12 protein-coding genes and 2 tRNA genes are annotated in these 17,387 nt (G+C 66.9%); 6 read left to right on the plus strand and 8 right to left on the minus strand.

Translation table 11 applies throughout. From position 1 onward, the window contains the following. Positions 1-76: 76 nt before the first annotated feature. The 5 genes from kdpA (at position 77) to GLA29479_RS06405 (ending at position 8,925) form a co-directional block, all read left to right on the plus strand. On the plus strand, positions 77-1,819 hold the full coding sequence (kdpA, locus tag GLA29479_RS06385) for a potassium-transporting ATPase subunit KdpA (protein ID WP_057917572.1): 1,743 nt from the start codon (positions 77-79) through the stop codon (positions 1,817-1,819). Positions 1,820-1,830: 11 nt separating this feature from the next. Further along, positions 1,831-3,891 carry a potassium-transporting ATPase subunit KdpB gene (gene kdpB / locus GLA29479_RS06390; protein WP_425478903.1) on the plus strand — a complete coding sequence of 687 codons (2,061 nt, stop codon included), beginning with the start codon at positions 1,831-1,833 and terminating at the stop codon, positions 3,889-3,891. A 92-nt stretch (positions 3,892-3,983) separates the two neighbouring features. Then, on the plus strand, positions 3,984-4,583 hold the full coding sequence (gene kdpC, locus GLA29479_RS06395; RefSeq protein ID WP_057971118.1) for a potassium-transporting ATPase subunit KdpC: 600 nt from the start codon (positions 3,984-3,986) through the stop codon (positions 4,581-4,583). A 908-nt stretch (positions 4,584-5,491) separates the two neighbouring features. Then, positions 5,492-8,206, plus strand: coding sequence for a sensor histidine kinase (locus tag GLA29479_RS06400; RefSeq protein WP_057971119.1), 2,715 nt, complete (start codon positions 5,492-5,494; stop codon positions 8,204-8,206). Continuing rightward, positions 8,203-8,925: a response regulator gene (locus GLA29479_RS06405; protein WP_057917568.1), complete on the plus strand. Its 723-nt coding sequence runs from the start codon at positions 8,203-8,205 to the stop codon at positions 8,923-8,925. The genes GLA29479_RS06400 and GLA29479_RS06405 overlap by 4 nt, the downstream gene beginning before the upstream one ends. Positions 8,926-9,714: 789 nt before the next feature. Here the strand turns inward: GLA29479_RS06405 and GLA29479_RS06410 are convergent. The 8 genes from GLA29479_RS06410 to lexA all read right to left on the minus strand — a co-directional run bounded on the left by GLA29479_RS06410 (position 9,715) and on the right by lexA (position 16,294). Next, a tRNA-Arg gene (locus GLA29479_RS06410) sits at positions 9,715-9,791 on the minus strand. Between the two features lie 130 nt (positions 9,792-9,921). Further along, positions 9,922-10,014: transfer RNA gene (locus GLA29479_RS06415), tRNA-Ser, on the minus strand. Positions 10,015-10,080: 66 nt separating this feature from the next. Beyond that, positions 10,081-10,284, minus strand: a complete 204-nt coding sequence (csrA, locus tag GLA29479_RS06420) for a carbon storage regulator CsrA (RefSeq protein ID WP_031371770.1) — start codon at positions 10,282-10,284, stop codon at positions 10,081-10,083. A gap of 144 nt (positions 10,285-10,428) precedes the next feature. Further along, a complete protein-coding gene (alaS, locus tag GLA29479_RS06425; protein ID WP_057917567.1) occupies positions 10,429-13,062 on the minus strand; it encodes an alanine--tRNA ligase in 2,634 nt (877 codons plus the stop codon). Positions 13,063-13,226: 164 nt separating this feature from the next. Continuing rightward, on the minus strand, positions 13,227-13,736 hold the full coding sequence (gene recX / locus GLA29479_RS25710; RefSeq protein ID WP_057920003.1) for a recombination regulator RecX: 510 nt from the start codon (positions 13,734-13,736) through the stop codon (positions 13,227-13,229). Between the two features lie 620 nt (positions 13,737-14,356). After that, positions 14,357-15,382: a recombinase RecA gene (gene recA, locus GLA29479_RS06435; protein WP_057971120.1), complete on the minus strand. Its 1,026-nt coding sequence runs from the start codon at positions 15,380-15,382 to the stop codon at positions 14,357-14,359. 37 nt (positions 15,383-15,419) lie between these two features. Further along, positions 15,420-15,653, minus strand: a complete 234-nt coding sequence (locus tag GLA29479_RS06440) for a hypothetical protein (RefSeq protein WP_057971121.1) — start codon at positions 15,651-15,653, stop codon at positions 15,420-15,422. After that, positions 15,653-16,294, minus strand: coding sequence for a transcriptional repressor LexA (lexA, locus tag GLA29479_RS06445; RefSeq protein ID WP_057917565.1), 642 nt, complete (start codon positions 16,292-16,294; stop codon positions 15,653-15,655). The genes GLA29479_RS06440 and lexA overlap by 1 nt, the downstream gene beginning before the upstream one ends. 120 nt (positions 16,295-16,414) lie before the next feature. Between lexA and GLA29479_RS06450 the strand changes: the two genes are divergently transcribed. Further along, positions 16,415-17,356, plus strand: a complete 942-nt coding sequence (locus GLA29479_RS06450) for a bifunctional helix-turn-helix transcriptional regulator/GNAT family N-acetyltransferase (RefSeq protein WP_057917564.1) — start codon at positions 16,415-16,417, stop codon at positions 17,354-17,356. The last annotated feature ends 31 nt before the right edge of the window (positions 17,357-17,387 follow it).

The raw sequence follows: 17,387 nt of genomic DNA on the forward strand, positions 1-17,387 counted from the left end.
GGACTCACCGCTCGGGCGCGGTCCCTGAAGGCGCCGGATGCGCCGCGACGGACCCATTACCGCCCGGTGTTTCACCATGATCGAAATCTTTCTCGTATTCGCGCTGGCGATCGGCCTGGGATGGCCGCTCGGCCAGTACCTGGCGCGAGTCATGCGCGGCGACCGATCGCGCCTGGACGCACTGTTCGGGCCACTGGAACGCTCGATCTATCGCATGATCGGCGTCGACGCCACGCGCGGCATGAGCTGGCGCGGCTACGCACTGGCGTTCGCCTTGAGCAACCTCGTGCTGGCCGTGCTGGTCTGGGTGTTGTTCATGACCCAGGCCTGGCTGCCGCTCAATCCGGACAACATTCCCAACCTGCGTTGGGACACCGCGCTGCACACGATGGTGTCCTTCCTCACCAACACCAACCAGCAGCATTACTCCGGCCAGGCGCAGCTGAGCTATCTCTCGCAGATGGTCGGCATCGTCGGCCTGCAGGTGGTCACGCCGATGATGGGCCTGGCGATCGTGGTCGCGACCTTGCGCGGCCTGTTCGGAGGGCGTCAGGCGATGGGCGTGCAAGGCGCGATGCCGGCCGAAGGCACGGCGCGCGACCTCGGCAATTACTGGGTCGACGTGACCCGCGCCACCCTGCGCTTCATGCTGCCGCTGTGCCTGGTGTGGGCGGTGCTGCTGACCTCGCAGGGCGTGCCCTCGACGTTGCAAGGCGCGGTCAGCGTAGCGCCGCTCGACCAAAGCGCCGGGCTGAAAGATCAGAAGATCCCCGTGGGGCCTGTCGCTTCCATGGTTGCGGCCAAGCAACTCGGCACCAACGGCGGCGGCTGGTACGGCCCGAACAGCGCGGTGCCGCTGGAGAACCCGACTCCGTTCGCCAATCTGCTGGAAACCCTGGCGCTGATCCTGATCCCGGTCGCGGTGACCTTCATGATCGGCCCATTCACCGGTCGCCGCCGCCTCACTGCCCTGGTGTTCGGCAGCATGCTGCTGATGTCGGTGATCTCCACCGGCCTGACCGTCGGATCGGAAGCCTATTCGTCGAGCAGCACCGACACTGCGCTGATGGAAGGCAAGGAAACCCGTTTCGGCGCCAGCGATTCGGCGCTTTGGACCGCGCTGACCACGCAAAGCAGCAACGGCTCGGTCAACGCCATGCACGACTCGCTGGCACCGCTGACCGGCGCGATGGCGATGGTCAACATGTTGATCAATGCGATCTGGGGCGGCATCGGCTGCGGCTTGCAGCAGTTCCTGGTCTATCTGTTGTTGTCGGTGTTCCTCGCCGGGCTGATGACCGGACGCACGCCCGAGCTGTTCGGACGCAAGATCGAAGCGCCGGAAGTGCGCTTGCTGGCATTGCTGATCCTGCTGCAGCCGTTGGTCGTGCTGGGCTTCAGCGCGGTCGCCCTGGCGATCCCGTCGATCACCGGCAACTCCAATCCGGGCTTCCACGGCATCAGTCAGGTGTTCTACGAGTACACCTCGGCCTACGCCAACAACGGCTCCGGCTTCGAGGGTCTCGGCGATGCGACCTATTGGTGGAACCTGAGCTGCGCCGCCGTGCTCGCCCTCGGCCGCTACCCGGCGCTGATCATTCCGCTCGCGGTCGCCGGCCTGCTGTCGCGCAAACGGGTCGCGCCGGAAAGCGCCGGCACCTTGCACGCCGAAACGCCGACCTTCGCCCTGACCCTGATCGCGGTGATCGTGATCCTGACCGTCCTGCAATTCATGCCCGCGCTGGTGCTCGGCCCCATCGCCGATCACCTGACGCTGTCTGCGAGCGCCGCACCGGCGCTGAGCAGCCCCGCTGCCTGAGGTAAGCCATCGTGACCGAACAAACCCATCTCGGAGTGCAGCGCCGCAAATCTGCGGTCGCCGGCCTCGACGCCGCCGGCGTCCGCGCGGCCGTGCTCGAATCCTTCCTCAAACTATCGCCGCGCCACGCCGTGCGCAGCCCGATCATGGCCGTGGTGCTGCTCGGCACGGTCCTGTCCGGGCTGATCACGATCTTCGTCCCCGGCCATCTCGGCTTCGGCGCCGCAGTCACCGTCATCCTGCTGATAACGGTGTTGTTCGCCAACTTCGCCGAAGCCGTGGCCGAAGCGCGCGGCCGCGGTCAAGCGGCTTCGTTGCGTGCGGCACGACGCGACTTGGTCGCGCGCAAGCTCGACACCATCGGCAAGAACGAAACCCGCGTGCCGGCATCGAGCCTGAAGCCCGGCGACCGGGTGATCGTCTCGGCCAACGAACTGATCCCGGCCGACGGCGAAATCGTGCGCGGCCTGGCGACGATCAACGAATCGGCGGTGACCGGCGAATCCGCACCGGTGCTGCGCGAGGCCGGCACCGACCGTTCCGGCGTGATCGGCGGCACCAAGGTACTGTCGGACGAGATCGTGATCGAAGTCAGCGCCGAACCGGGCCACAGCTTCCTCGACCGCATGATCGCCCTGGTCGAGGGCGCCAATCGGCAGAAGACGCCGAACGAGATCGCCCTGACCATGCTGCTCGCAGCGATGACCCTGACCTTTCTGATCGTGGTCGCGACCCTGCCGTTCTTCGCTGGCTTCGTCGGCGCCAAGCTCGACCCGCTGTTGCTGATCGCACTGCTGGTCTGTTTGATCCCGACCACCATCGGCGGCCTGCTGCCGGCGATCGGCATCGCCGGCATGAACCGCGCTTTGTCGGCGAACGTGCTGGCGAAATCCGGCAAGGCGGTCGAAGTGGCCGGCGACGTCGACGTGCTGCTGCTCGACAAGACCGGCACCATCACCCACGGCGACCGCCAGGCGACCGCATTCCATCCGCTCGCCGGCATCGATCACTCGCAGCTGCGCGATGCCGCCCTGCTGTCCTCGCTCGCCGACCCGACTCCGGAAGGCAAGTCCATCGTGCGCTTGGCGCGCGAGCTGCACAGCGCCGTGGCCGAGCCCGAACGCGCCGACTACCTCCAGTTCACCGCGCAGACGCGCATGTCCGGCGTGGATCTGCCGGCCGAAGCCGCCGGCGGCGCGCGTTCGATCCGAAAGGGCGCGGGCGATGCGATCTCCCAATACGTGCGATCGCTCGGCGGCGAGGCGACCTCGGAACTCGCCGCGCGCATCGAACAAGTGGCGCGCGGCGGCGCTACCCCGCTGGTGGTGTCCGAGGGCCGTCATGTGCTCGGCGTGGTCGAGCTCTCCGACGTGGTCAAGCACGGCGTCAAGGAACGCTTCGCCCGCCTGCGCGCGATGGGCGTACGGACGATCATGATCACCGGCGACAACCCGCTCACCGCCGCCGCGATCGCGGCCGAGGCGGGCGTCGACGACTACATCGCCGAAGCCCGCCCGGAAGACAAGCTCGCCCGCATCCGCGCCGAGCAGGCCGGCGGCCGCTTGGTCGCGATGGTCGGCGACGGCACCAACGACGCACCGGCGCTGGCCCAGGCCGACGTCGGCCTGGCGATGAACTCCGGCACCCAGGCGGCGAAGGAAGCCGGCAACATGGTCGACCTGGATTCCGACCCGGCCAAGCTGCTGGCGGTGGTCGAGGTCGGCAAGCAACAGCTGATCACCCGCGGCGCGCTGACCACGTTCTCGCTCGCCAACGACGTCTCCAAATACTTCGCGATCCTGCCGGCGCTGTTCGCCGCGGCGATTCCGCAGATGGCCGCGCTCAACGTCATGCGCCTGTCGAGCCCGAGCAACGCCGTGCTGGCCGCCTTGATCTTCAACGCGATCATCATCCCTGCGCTGATCCCGCTGGCCCTCGCCGGCGTGCGCTTCAAACCGGCCACCGCGGTCGCCCTGCTGCGCCGGAACATGCTGATCTACGGCCTCGGCGGCGTGTTGCTGCCGTTCGTGGCGATCAAGCTCATCGACATGGCGCTGGTGGCGATCTTCTAAACCGCCATGCACTAAAGGCCCCTCTCCCGCCTGCGGGAGAGGGGTTGGGGTGAGGGTCTCGCGCACCTCACCGACCACCACAGGACACCGACATGAACACCCACACCGCTCAAGCCACCCACATCGACGACCGCGTCCCGCTGCGCGCCCCCCTGCTGTTCGCCGTCGTCGCCTTGCTCGGCTTCGGCCTGCTCTATTCGCTCGCCGGCACCGCGCTGGGCCGCGTCGCGTTTCCGTGGCAGGCCACCGGCAGCCTGATCGAACGCGACGGCCACGCGGTCGGCTCGCAACTGATCGCCCAGCTGTTCGCCGACGAGGCGTACATCCAGCCGCGTCCATCGGCCGCCAACTACGACCCCATGGCTGCCGCCGGCAGCAATATGGCGCGCACCAACCCCGACCTGCGCAAGCGCATCGCCGAGGTCACCGCTGTCGTGGCCGAGCGCGAAGGCATCGCGCTGGCGCAGGTACCGGCCGAACTGGCGACCCAATCCGGCGGCGGCCTCGACCCGCACCTGTCCCCGCGCGCAGCGCAAGTCCAAGCCGCGCGCGTGGCCCGCGTGCGCGGCCTCGACAGCGCGCAAGTCGAACAGTTGATCGTGGCCAACACCGAGGCCCCACAGTTCGGTTTGCTTGGCGAGCCGCGGGTGAACGTGCTGAAGCTCAATCTGGCATTGGACGCGGCGCGCTGAGGCACCTATGGGTCTGGGGTGGTGTTCGCCGCAAGACCGAAACGACGCGGTCGCGGCTTGCGCCGCTCCCACCCAAGAGCCGCGTTGCCGTTGCCGTTGCCGTTGCCGTTGCCGTTGCCGTTGCCGTTGCCGTTGCCGTTGCCGTAAAGATTTTGCCGTTGCTGTGCGTCGCTTGGAACTCGCGAAGGCCACGGGAGACCCGGAGGGCGGCGCGCAAGGATGCGCGCCGTTTTTCATCGGGACAGGGATGTCCCGTATGAAAAATCCCTGCGTCGGCACCGCTCGTGCGGGCTTGTGATTCAAAGAAAAGCATTTTTCTTTGGTTACCTTTCTTTTGTTGCTTATGACAAAAGAAAGTAACCCGCCGCTTTAGTGGCGGAAGCTTTTAGCGTTTGATCTAGATCTAGATCTTGCTTAAGCGATCCGCCGCAAGAACGTCACAGCGCGGTCGCGGCTCACGCCGCTCCTACAGGGGTGGATTCGCACTACTGCATAGCTCAAGCAAGTGCAGAGCTTCCGTCCGCTGACGCGGCCGGGTTACTTTCTTTTGCTGGCCCAAAAGAAAAGTAACCAAAGAAAAGGCCTTCCTTGACGAAGCTCCCCTGCGAGTACGCAGCTCGCGCCGGGATTTTCCGATAAGACGTCCCTGTCTTATCGGAAAACGCCGCACGTCCTGTGCGGCGCCCTCCGGGTCTACGATCGCATCGCTAGTTCGAAACTACGCCAAGCTCTTCGCAGCAACAGCAACAGCAACAGCAACAAAGGCAAATGCAAGAACAATGTAAGGCAAGGCAAAAAATCAGAGATCCCAACCGGCAGAGGCATCCCACGGCAACGACACGACCAAGACCTCAAACCGCCTCCCCATCACTACACCTCCCTCACCCACCCAGCGCACAATCCCCCCCATGACCGACCCGCGCAGCGCCCAAGCCGATGCCCTGATGGGCGAACTGCAACGCCAGGGCGCAGGGCGCTTGACGATCTTTCTCGGCGCCGCGCCCGGGGTCGGCAAGACCTACGCCATGCTCGGGCGGGCGCGCGAGTTGCAACGGCGCGGGATCGATGTGGTCGTCGCCATCGTCGAAACCCACGGCCGCGCCGAAACCGGCGCGCTGGTCGAAGGGCTCGACGTGTTGCCGCGCAAGCGCCTGGACTATCAGGGGCGTGCGCTCGACGAGATGGATCTCGACGCGGTGCTCGCGCGCAAGCCCGCGGTCGCGCTGGTCGACGAGCTCGCCCACCGCAATGCCCCGGGCAGCCGCCACGAACGGCGCTGGCAGGACGTGCTGGAACTGCTCGACGCCGGGATCGATGTCTACACCACGATCAACATCCAGCACCTGGAAAGTCTCAACGACGTCATCCACCGCATCACCGGCGTGCGGGTCAGCGAAACCGTCCCGGACGCGCTGTTCGACCGCCTGCGCGACATCGTCCTGGTCGATCTGCCGCCGCGCGAGCTGATCGAGCGCCTGCAACAGGGCAAGGTCTATGTGCCCGAGCAGGCCGCGCACGCCTTGCAGGCCTTCTTCTCGCCGTCGAACCTGACCGCCCTGCGCGAGCTGGCGATGCAGACCGCCGCCGACCGCGTCGACAGCGATCTACGCGAGGCGCAGACCGCGCGCGGCCTGCCCGGGGTGCCGCTGCGGCGGGCGGTGATGGTGGCGATCGACGGTCTCGGCCAATCCGAATACCTGGTCCGCGTGGCGCGGCGCCTCGCCGAACGCCGGGATGCCCCCTGGCTGGTCGTGACCGTGCAAACAGGCGCCTCGCCCGAGGAAGCGCGCCAGTCCGAACTCGACCGCGCCTTCGCCTTGGCGCGGCGGCTCGGCGGCGACACCGCGGTCCTGCACGGCAACAGCATCGTCGACGCCCTGCTCGACCATGGCGAACGCGCCGGTGTGTCGACCATCGTGCTCGGCCGCACCCGCGAACGCCCGCTCGCGCGCATGGTCAACCGCACCCTGACCCAGCAGTTGATCCAGCGCGGCGCGCATTACGAACTGACCATCGTCAGCACGCCGGAGGCGCGCGCCCGCGCCCGCCGTTCGTTGCGCCAGAGCAGCACCTTGCTGCGCAGCCTGCTGACCCGCAGCGATGCCGGCCTGGCGGTGGTCGCCGCGACCGTGGCCACGGCGCTGGCCTGGATCGCCGAGCGCTGGATCGGGCTCGGCGACTTGTCGCTGATCTTCATCGTCGCGGTGGTCGTGGTCGCCGCGCGCACCCGCATGACCGCGGCGGTGATCGCCTCGGTCCTGTGTTTCCTCGCCTACAACTTCTTCTTCATCGAACCGCGCTTCACCTTGCTGATCGGCGCGCGCCAGGGCGTGGCGACGGTGTTGCTGTTCCTCGCCGCGGCGCTGGTCGCCGGGCGCCTGGCCTCGAAGCTGCGCATGCAAGTGCTGGCACTGCGCGCCTCCAACGCGCACGCCACCGAATTGCAGACCCTCGGCCGCGAACTCGCCACCGCGGCCGACGTCGGCCAGGTCGTGCGTGCCGGCCGCGATGCGCTCAAGCGTTCGCTCGGCGTCGAGGCCTTCATCTATATCGGCGCGGCGCCGCTGCGCGGCGAATCGCTGCCGGAGATGGGCGACAAGGACCGTGCCGCCGCCGACTGGAGCCTCAAGCATCGCCAATCCGCCGGGCGTTATACCGACACCCTGGCCGGCTCGGAATGGTGGCTGTTGCCGCTTAAGGGCAACGGCGCCGCCGACGCGCCGGCCGCGGGCGTGATCGGGCTGCGCTTTCCGGCGTCGCTGACGCGGCTCGGGCCCGAGCAACGGCGCCTGGCCGAAGCGATGACCGACGATGTCGCCCAGGCGGTGCTGCGCACGCGACTGGTCGCCGACCTCGAGGACTCGCGGGTCAGCGGCGAGACCGAGCGCCTGCGCTCGGCCCTGCTGTCCTCGGTCTCGCACGACCTGCGCTCGCCGCTGGCCTCGATCATCGGTGCCGCCAGCAGCCTGGACAGTTATGCCGAGGCGATGCCGCGCGAAGACCGCCACAGCCTGCTCGAAACCATCCGCATCGAAGGCGAGCGCCTGGACCGTTACATCCAGAACCTGCTCGACATGACCCGGCTCGGCCACGGCGGACTGGCGCTCAACCGCGACTGGATCGGCGTCGACGAATTGATCGGCTCGGCGGTGACGCGCCTGCAGCGCTACGAGCCGCGTGCGCGCTTCGAGCTGCGCGTCGAGCCCGGCCTCGGCCCGATCTGGGTGCATCCGGCCCTGGTCGAGCAGGCCCTGTTCAACGTCATCGAGAACGCGGTGAAATTCTCGCCTCCGGACGCGGCGGTGACGATCGATGCGCGCCGGGTCGACGGCGAACCCGGGGAGGGGCCGGCGCAAGTGCTGCGCATCGACGTCAGCGACCGCGGCCCCGGCATTCCCGAAGACGAGCGCGCGCGCATCTTCGACATGTTCTACAGCGTCGAGCGCGGCGATCGCGGCCGCCAGGGCACCGGCCTGGGCCTGGCCATCTGCCAGGGCATGATCGGCGCGCATGGCGGCAGCGTGGTCGCCCTGCCCGGCCTGGCCGACGAGCAGGGTCGCCGCGGCACCACGATCCGGATTACCCTGCCGCCCATCGAACCCGCCGTGCCCGCCGCCCCATGACCGAGGATCGCGTTCCGCCTTCCGCCACGACACCGCCGGCGCGCGTGCTGGTGATCGACGACGAGCCGCAGATCCGCAAGTTCCTCGACATCGCCCTGCGCGCGCAGGGCTATGCGGTCGAATTGGCCGACACCGGCGGCGCCGGCCTGGAAGCCCTGGCCACGCGCGGCGCCGACCTGGTCGTGCTCGACCTCGGCCTGCCCGACCGCGACGGCCACGACGTGCTGCGCGAGCTGCGCCAGTGGTCGAGCGTGCCGGTGATCCTGCTCACCGTGCGCGCTGGCGAGGCCGAGAAGGTCGCCGCGCTCGACAGCGGCGCCAACGACTACGTCACCAAGCCGTTCGGCGTGCAGGAGCTCATGGCGCGCATACGCGCCCTGCTGCGCGCGCACGGCCCGCAAGGCGAAACCCTGCCGGTGTTCGACGACGGCCGCCTGCACATCGACCTCGCCCGCCGCGAGGTGAGCCTGGACGGCGAAGCGGTGGTGCTGGCGCGCAAGGAATACGCCCTGCTCGCGATGCTGGTGCAACACGCCGGCCGCGTCGTGACCCAGCCGCAGCTGCTGCGCGAACTTTGGGGCCCGACTCATCAGGAAGACACCCATTACCTGCGCATCCTGGTCGGCAAATTGCGCCACAAGCTCGGCGACGACGCCGCGGCGCCGCGTTACATCGCGACCGAACCCGGCGTGGGCCTGCGCTTCATCGAGAAGCGTTGAGCCGGGCCAGGGTCCCCGCCTTCGAAGAAGCGGCGGTCGTCGGCAATCCACCTCGCTGTTGCGCTCAAAGGGTAGGAGCGGCGCAAGCCGCGACATCGACCTCACAGCTACGGCGTCAGCGCGATGGCGCAGTCGCGGCTTACGCCGCTCCTACACGGGGCTACGGCCAATAACGCCGCGAGATTGTGGTGGCGCGGTCGCGGCTTACGCCGCTCCTTCACGGGGCTACGGCCAATAGCGCCGCGAGATTGTGGTGGCGCGGTCGCGACTTGCGTCGCTCCTACACGGGGCTACGGCCAATAGCGCCGCGAGATTGTGGCGGCGCGGTCGCGACTTGCGTCGCTCCTACCCTCGCTCGGCAATCGACGACGCGAGATCGCAGTTGTGCGGTCGCGGCTTATGCCGCTCCTACACGGGGCTACGGCCAATAACGCCGCGAGATTATGGCGACGCGGTCGCGACTTGCGTCGCTCCTACCCTCGCTCAGCCATCGACGACGCGAGATCGCAGCTGTGCGGTCCCGGCTTGTGACCGTAGGAAATCCCCGTGGGACCCCGCTCCCGTCCTTGCAGCGAAGCCGGGCCTCTTGCCGCTTCATGGGTGCGCCGCTCCTGCCCCGGTACTGCCGGCGGCCTGTATCGGCGATGTTCGGATGGGCTCGTAGTTAATAGTTCTGCGCGCAAGCTCGTGCGCAAACCAACGACCGGCCGCCGTGAACACGCGACGCCGAACAAAAAATCGCGCGCAAAGAAAAACCCGGCAATCTCGCGATTGCCGGGTTTCTTTGTATGGCGCGCCCGGAAGGATTCGAACCTCCGACCCCCAAGTTCGTAGCCTGGTGCTCTATCCAGCTGAGCTACGGGCGCTGAGTTGAAAAATTATGACGGACGTTTTTCTGTTCGTCAACATTTTCTGTTTTGCTCTTTACGTCCTCATCGATTGCGAAAACCCGATGGATCCGTAAAGAAAAGCCGCCAGAAGCGGCTCTTTTGTAACTGGCGGAGAGTGAGGGATTCGAACCCTCGATAGAGCTTTTGACCCTATACTCCCTTAGCAGGGGAGCCCCTTCAGCCTCTCGGGCAACTCTCCGCATCACTTAACGCGGTGCGGGCGGGAAGCATAACGGCTCACCCGATTCGCAGCAAACTTTTTTTATCAGCCGCCGGTGTTCTTGCCCGAGTCGTCCGACGCATCCTCGCCGCGCTGGATGCGCTGATAGATCTCTTCGCGATGGACTGCGACATCTTTGGGTGCGGTAATACCGATACGCACCTGGTTCCCCTTGACGCCGAGCACGGTGACAGTCACCGAGTCGCCGATCATCAGGGTTTCGCCGACGCGACGCGTCAGGATCAGCATTGAAAACCTCCTCGAGCCGGCACCGCAGCGCCGGCGTTGGCATTCTTTTCCATCAGGAAGAATGCTTCAATTTGTACACAAACGTGAACCATCTTAGCGACCGGTCAAACCCGGTCGCAAGCGATAGAAGTCACTGTTCGCCATTCATACAAGCCTACTCTCAACCCACTGCGCCACGCCCGCAAGAGCCTTCGACAACGCAGGGCCGTCGTCACCGCCGCCCTGCGCCATATCCGGGCGGCCGCCGCCTTTACCGTTGATCTGACTGGCAACGTGGGCGAGCAGTTCCCCCGCCTTGACCTTGCCAGTCGCGCTTCCGTTCACTCCGGCGACCAAAGCCGCCTTACCGTCGCTGGCTCCCGCCAGCACGATTACCGCATCGCCGAGCTGCTGCTTGAGGCTGTCTACCGCCTCGCGCAACGCCTTGGCGTCAAAACCTTCCAACCGGGTCGAGACCACCCGCACCCCGCCGATCTGCGCCGCCGAGGCCGCCAGGTCGGTCGCGGCGCCGGAGGCGGCCTTGGCCTTGATCGATTCGAGCTCGCGTTCCAGCTTCTTCTGCCGGTCCAGCAGGGCCCGCAGCTTGTCGGCCACGTCGGCGGCATTGCCGCCGAGCAGGCGCGCGGCCTGCTCCAGACGCTGCTCTTCTTCGGCCACATAGTCCAGCGCGCCCTGCCCGGTCAGCGCCTCGATCCGGCGCACGCCGGCCTGGACGCCGCTCTCGGAGACGATCTTGAACAGGCCGATGTCTCCGGTACGCGAAACGTGAGTGCCGCCGCAAAGCTCGGTCGAGGCCTCGCCCATGCGCAGGACACGCACTCGGTCGCCGTATTTCTCGCCGAACAGCGCCATCGCGCCGAACTCCAGGGCTTCCTGCATGCCCATCTGGTGGACTTCGGCCTCGTAGTTGCGGCGCACGTCGGCGTTGACCTGGCGCTCGATCTCGGCGAGCTCGGCGTCGGTCATCGGGTTGAAGTGCGAGAAATCGAAACGCAGGCGGTCCGGGGCGACCAGCGAGCCCTTCTGGGTCACATGGTCGCCGAGCAGGCGACGCAGGGCCGCATGCAGCAGGTGGGTCGCCGAATGGTTGAGCACGGTCGCGGCGCGGCGCGCCTCGTCGACGGCGCCCAGGACGCGGTCGCCGCGCTTCAGGGTGCCGGCGGTCAGCTCGCCGATGTGGCCGTGGAACTGGCCGGCGAACTTCTGGGTGTCGCGGACCAGGAAACGGGTGCCGGCTTCGTCGAGCTCGCCGGCGTCGCCGACCTGGCCGCCGCTTTCGGCGTAGAACGGGCTGCGATCGAGGATCACCACCGCGCTGTCGCCGGCCACGATCTGGTCGACCGGCATGCCGTCGCGCAGCAGGGCGACGACTTCCAGGCCGCCCTCGGTCAGACGGTCGTAGCCGAGGAATTCGGTCGGGGCGAGCTTGGCGGCGAGTTCCGCCGGCATCGTGGTCTTGCTGCCGAAGTCGGCGCCTTCGCGGCCGCCCTGCTTCTGCTTGGCCATGGCGGCGTCGTAGCCTTCCATGTCCAGGGTCAGACCGCGCTCGCGCGCGATGTCGGCGGTCAGGTCGGTCGGGAAGCCGTAGGTGTCGTAAAGACGGAACACGTCGATGCCGGGAATCACCCCGGTCGAGCGCTCGGCCACTTCGTCGAAGATGCGCATGCCCGAATCGAGGGTCTGCGAGAAACGCTCCTCCTCGGCGAGCAGCGCACGTTCGACGAATTCGCGCTTGGCCGCCAGCTCCGGATAGCCGTCGCCCATCACTTCGACCAGCGCCGGCACCATCAGATGGAAGAAGGGCTTCTTCTGCCCCAGCATCCAGCCATGGCGCAGCGCGCGGCGGATGATCCGGCGCAGCACGTAGCCGCGGCCGTCGTTGGACGGCAGCACGCCGTCGACGATGAGGAAGGAACAGGCGCGGATGTGATCGGCGATCACCCGCAGCGACTTGTTCTGCAGATCGTCGGTGCCGGTGAAACGCGCGGCGGCGGCGATCAGATGGCGGAACAGGTCGATGTCGTAGTTGCCGTGCACGCCCTGCAGCACCGCCGCCAGACGTTCCAGGCCCATGCCGGTGTCGACGCACGGCGCCGGCAACGGCAGCAGACTGCCGTCGGGCTGGCGGTCGAACTGCATGAAGACCAGGTTCCAGATCTCGATGAAACGATCGCCGTCCTCGTCGGGCGAACCCGGCGGGCCGCCGGCGATGTGGTCGCCGTGGTCGTAGAAAATTTCAGTGCAGGGGCCGCAGGGGCCGGTGTCGGCCATCTGCCAAAAGTTGTCCGAGGCGAACGGCGCACCCTTGTTGTCGCCGATGCGGACGATGCGTTCGGCCGGCACGCCGATCTTCTGGTTCCACAGCGCGTAGGCCTCGTCGTCGGTGTGATACACCGTGACCAGCAAACGCTCCGGCGCCAGGCCCCAGACCTTGGTCAGCAGCTCCCAAGCCCAGACGATCGCGTCTTCCTTGAAGTAGTCGCCGAACGACCAGTTGCCGAGCATCTCGAAGAAGGTGTGGTGACGCGCGGTGTAGCCGACCTGGTCGAGGTCGTTGTGCTTGCCGCCGGCACGCAGGCAACGTTGGACGTCGGCCGCGCGCACGTAACCCGGCTTTTCGCTGCCGAGGAATACGTTCTTGAACTGCACCATGCCCGAGTTGGTGAACAACAACGTCGGGTCGTTAGCCGGCACCAACGGTGCCGACGGCACGATGGTGTGACCTTTGCCCCGAAAGAACTCGAGGAAATCGCTGCGGATTTCGGTGGTGGTTTTCATGCCTGGGATTATTTGCCTGGTCGGGAGCGGTGCCGCTCGACCGAACCCATGCCACCACGATGGAGGCATCGACTGGAACAGGCAACCCGGGACCCGAAAGCCGCGTAGCCTAACAGGCCCGGGGGCCTTATGTGCAAGGCCGTATGGCAAATATGTCCGACCGTTCAGTCGTCGGCGCCGGAACGGTTCGCTTTACGGGCCGTATCGCCGTCGAAGCCCCGCCGCATCAGCAGATCGGCGGCCTTGCGCCGCCTTGCCGGGTCGGCGGCGAAGTCCTCGCCGTAGCGGCGCCGGACCAGGTCGCGGGCGTTCTGCAGCCAGTCGCCCTCGTAGCTGGCCAGAGCGTCGGCGATGGTCTGGCTGTCGAGGCCGTGGGTGGCCAATTCGGCACGTATGTGCAAAGGCCCATAACCATTGCCGGCGCGGCTTCTGACCATGCTTTCGGCGAACCGGCCATCGTTCTGCCAGCCGGCCTCGGCAAGCTGGGCGACCGCGGTTTCCACCTCGCCGGCGTCGAGGCCACGGGAGGTCAGTTTGCGGGTCAATTCCTTGCGCGAGTGCTCGCGGCGGGTCAGCAGGCCGAGGGCGCGCTGGGTCGGGTTTTGCTCGCGCGGCGCCCGCCGGCGCTGGCCCCGGCCCGAGCCGTCGGGACGGCTTAGACTTTCGTCGAACAGTGCACTGGGTCGATCTTCCGCGGAGGCCTCGGAGGCCGGATCGGCCGGATCGGCGCCGCCCAGGGCGAGCTGCGCCTCGAAGCGGTCGGCCTCGGGCCAGGCCGAGCCGCCCGGAACGGACCGCTCCGGATGGTCGCTCCCGCTACCGAAGCCTCCGTTTCCGTACGATTTCGAGGCGAATGGTTTCGAGCCGAAGCCCTTGGAGCCCGACCATTTCGAAGCCGACGATTTCAAGCCCGAGCGCTTGGAGCCAAAGCCGCCGGAAAACCCGCCGCGCCGGCCGGTTTCAGAGGCGGAGCGCTCGTCAGCCGGTCTTTCATCCGTATCCGTATCCGTATCCGTATCCGCGTCCGTAGCTTGGTCTGGCGACGAAAGCCGCTGCGGACGGGGCGCCACCGGCCCCAGGGCCGACTTCGGGGCCGCATTGCCGGCCTCGATGGCGCGCATCCGCGCCAGCAGCTCCTCGCGAAGCTGCGTGTCGCGATCGGACTTGGACTTGGGCTGTCCGCCCTGCCCGCCCGGATCTTCGGCGCCGCCTTCGCGACGCCGGTCGTCGTCGTATCGATCCGACGTCATGGAGCCTTAACCGTTCACAGCCTTAACCATTCAGCGCCGGACGATCAGTCCTCGACGGCTTCATCGCGCGGGGCGTCGCTCGGGACGTACTTCTCGCGCAGGGTCGCTTCGAGGCGGGCGGCCAGCTCGGGGTTCTCCTTGAGGTACTGGCGGGCGTTTTCCTTGCCCTGGCCGATGCGTTCGTCACCGCAGCTGTACCAAGCGCCCGACTTCTCGACCAGCTTGGCTTCCACGCCCATGTCGATCAGTTCGCCTTCGCGCGAGATGCCTTCGCCGTAGAGGATTTCGGTCAGGACCTGCTTGAACGGAGGCGCCAGCTTGTTCTTGACGACCTTGATCTTGGTCTGGTTGCCGATGATCTCATCGCCCTTCTTGATCGCGCCGATGCGGCGGATGTCCAGACGCACCGAGGCGTAGAACTTGAGCGCGTTGCCGCCGGTGGTTACTTCCGGGCTCTGGCCCGGCATCATCACGCCGATCTTCATGCGCAGCTGGTTGATGAAGATCACCAGGGTGTTGGAGCGCTTGATGTTGCCGGTCAGCTTGCGCAGCGCCTGGCTCATCAGACGGGCCTGCAGGCCCGGCAGCTGGTCGCCCATTTCGCCTTCGATTTCGGCCTTCGGGGTCAGCGCGGCGACCGAGTCGACCACCACCATGTCCACCGCGGCCGAACGCACCAGCATGTCGGCGATTTCGAGCGCCTGCTCGCCGGTATCGGGCTGCGAGACCAGCAGGTCGTCGATGTTGACGCCGAGCTTGCCGGCGTAGATCGGGTCGAGCGCGTGCTCGGCGTCGATGAAGGCCGCGGTGCCGCCCTTCTTCTGGCATTCGGCGATGGCCTGCAGGGTCAGCGTGGTCTTGCCCGAGGATTCCGGACCATAGATTTCGACGACACGGCCCTTGGGCAGGCCACCGATGCCGAGGGCGATGTCGAGCATCAACGAGCCGGTGCCGATGACTTCGGCGGCTTCGACGGCGCGGTCGCCCATGCGCATCACCGAACCCTTGCCGAACTGCTTCTCGATCTGGCTAAGAGCGGCGGAAAGGGCGCGCTTTTTGTTCTCGTCCATGGTGGTGTCCTTAAGTCGTGTCGTGGTGAGAGGGAAGTTAGAGGAGGCGGATCGCAGAGACTGAGACCGCGTCGCCTGGAAGCAAATTATCGCTCGCCGCGACGGCGGTCAGCCGGGCGGCGGCTTGCGCGAGGGTCGGATTTCCCCGCGAAAACGCCGCGGAAATCGACTCGTCCAGGCCTTGCAGGGCGGCTTGTGCGGCCGGCACGGCGGCGCAGGCGCGCATTGAGCCGTAGCGATCGACGTTGGGATCGGGCTTGGCGCGCGCCATCAGCGATTCGGCCGGACCAGGCCGCAGTACAGGCCCTCGATCGCGAAATCCTGATCGGGCTGGACCTCGATCGGCGCGTAGTCGGGGTTGCGCGGCAGCAGGCGGATGCGGTCCTTGCCGATCTTGAGCAACTTGACGGTGATTTCGTCGTCGATGCGCGCGACCACGATCTGCCCGGAACGGGCGTCGCGAGTGCGGTGCACGCCAATCAGGTCGCCGTCGAAAATGCCTTCGTCGCGCATCGAATCGCCCTTGACCTTGAGCAGGTAGTCCGGCGAAGGAAAGAACATGTTGCGGTCGAGCAGGACATAGTTGTCGGCGCCGGCGTCCGCGCCGATCGGCGCCCCGGCGGCGACGCGGCCCAGCACCGGCAAGCGGATCGCCTCCTCGTTCGCCGAAACCAGGCCTAATTCGTGCTGCGCCTGCGGCGGCGGCTGCAATACGCGGATGCCGCGCGCCCGGCCCGGCATGCGCTCGATCGCGCCGGCGGTCTCGAGCGCATCCAGGTGGTATTGCGCCGCGCGCACGCCCTTGAAACCGAAGGCCTTGGCGATTTCGGTCTGCGACGGCGGGAAACCCTCGGTGTCGATGCGTTCGGCGATCATCGCGAGGATGGCTTGCTGGGTGTCGGTCAGGCTCATGGTTAGTAGTATTACTACTAACAAACCATGGGAGCAAGTGTCTCGGCCAGGCATTTAATTGACAAAGTCAAACAATTACCTAATCTGGCCTTCGCCCTACCCGTCTCTGCGAGTTCTTTCATGACCGGTGTTGCCGAGACCGCCGACGTCGATGCCGTCCGCGCCTTCAACCGTTTCTATACCCGCCGGATCGGCGTGCTGCAGGAAGACCTGCTCGACAGCGCGTTCCCGTTGACCCAGGCGCGGGTGTTGTTCGAACTCGCCCAGCGCGAGCCGGTCGCCGCGCGCGAAATCGGCGAGGCGCTCGGCCTAGACCCAGGCTACCTGAGCCGTATCCTGCAGGGCTTCGCCAACGACGGCCTGGTCGAGAAGGCCCGCTCGGAACAGGACGCCCGCAGCTTCGTACTGACCTTGTCGGCGAAGGGCCGCGAAGCCTTCGCCGTGCTCGACCGCAGCTCGCACGAGTCGACCGCGGCGATGCTATCGGCCTTGTCGGCACTGGATCGCGACCGCCTGCTGCGGGCGATCCGCGACGCCGAACAAGCCTTGTCGGCGCCGTCGCTGCCGGCTGCGCAGCGTCTGCTGGTACGCGAACACCGGATCGGCGACATCGGTTGGGCGATCGAACGCCACGGACGGTTGTACGCGGACGAGTACGGCTGGAACGGCGAGTTCGAAGCCCTGGTCGCGACCTTGTTCGCGCGCTTCGCGACCCGCCACGACCCGCAGCATGAGCGCTGCTGGGTCGCCGAGCTCGACGGCGAACGCATCGGCTGCGTGTTCGTGGTCCGCAACGAGGACGATGCCGCTACCGCGCAATTGCGCTGCCTGTTGGTCGACCCGCGCGCACGCGGGCTGGGCGTCGGCCGTCGTCTCGTCGAGACCTGCATCGCCTTCGCCCGCGACGCCGGTTATCGGCGGATGCTGCTGTGGACCAACGACGTGCTGAGTTCGGCGCGCAAGATCTACGAAGGCTGCGGCTTCAGCCTGATCGAACAGGCGCCGCACCACAGCTTCGGCCATGACCTGGTCGGCCAGGTGTGGACGCGCGCGTTGGATTGATCGAGAGGTCGGGTCGAGTCGAGACCGATCA

Origin of the sequence: Lysobacter antibioticus (assembly GCF_001442535.1) — a bacterium.
Classification (GTDB): domain Bacteria; phylum Pseudomonadota; class Gammaproteobacteria; order Xanthomonadales; family Xanthomonadaceae; genus Lysobacter; species Lysobacter antibioticus.

Coding starts and splice junctions, on each gene's coding strand:
- GLA29479_RS06440 (WP_057971121.1), bottom strand. CDS start 15,653: ATGGCGCGCGCCAAGCCCGATCCCAACGTCGATCGCTACGGCTCAATG.
- recA (WP_057971120.1), bottom strand. CDS start 15,382: ATGGACGAGAACAAAAAGCGCGCCCTTTCCGCCGCTCTTAGCCAGATC.
- csrA (WP_031371770.1), bottom strand. CDS start 10,284: ATGCTGATCCTGACGCGTCGCGTCGGCGAAACCCTGATGATCGGCGAC.
- alaS (WP_057917567.1), bottom strand. CDS start 13,062: ATGAAAACCACCACCGAAATCCGCAGCGATTTCCTCGAGTTCTTTCGG.
- GLA29479_RS06450 (WP_057917564.1), top strand. CDS start 16,415: ATGACCGGTGTTGCCGAGACCGCCGACGTCGATGCCGTCCGCGCCTTC.
- kdpA (WP_057917572.1), top strand. CDS start 77: ATGATCGAAATCTTTCTCGTATTCGCGCTGGCGATCGGCCTGGGATGG.
- kdpC (WP_057971118.1), top strand. CDS start 3,984: ATGAACACCCACACCGCTCAAGCCACCCACATCGACGACCGCGTCCCG.
- GLA29479_RS06400 (WP_057971119.1), top strand. CDS start 5,492: ATGACCGACCCGCGCAGCGCCCAAGCCGATGCCCTGATGGGCGAACTG.
- lexA (WP_057917565.1), bottom strand. CDS start 16,294: ATGAGCCTGACCGACACCCAGCAAGCCATCCTCGCGATGATCGCCGAA.
- GLA29479_RS06405 (WP_057917568.1), top strand. CDS start 8,203: ATGACCGAGGATCGCGTTCCGCCTTCCGCCACGACACCGCCGGCGCGC.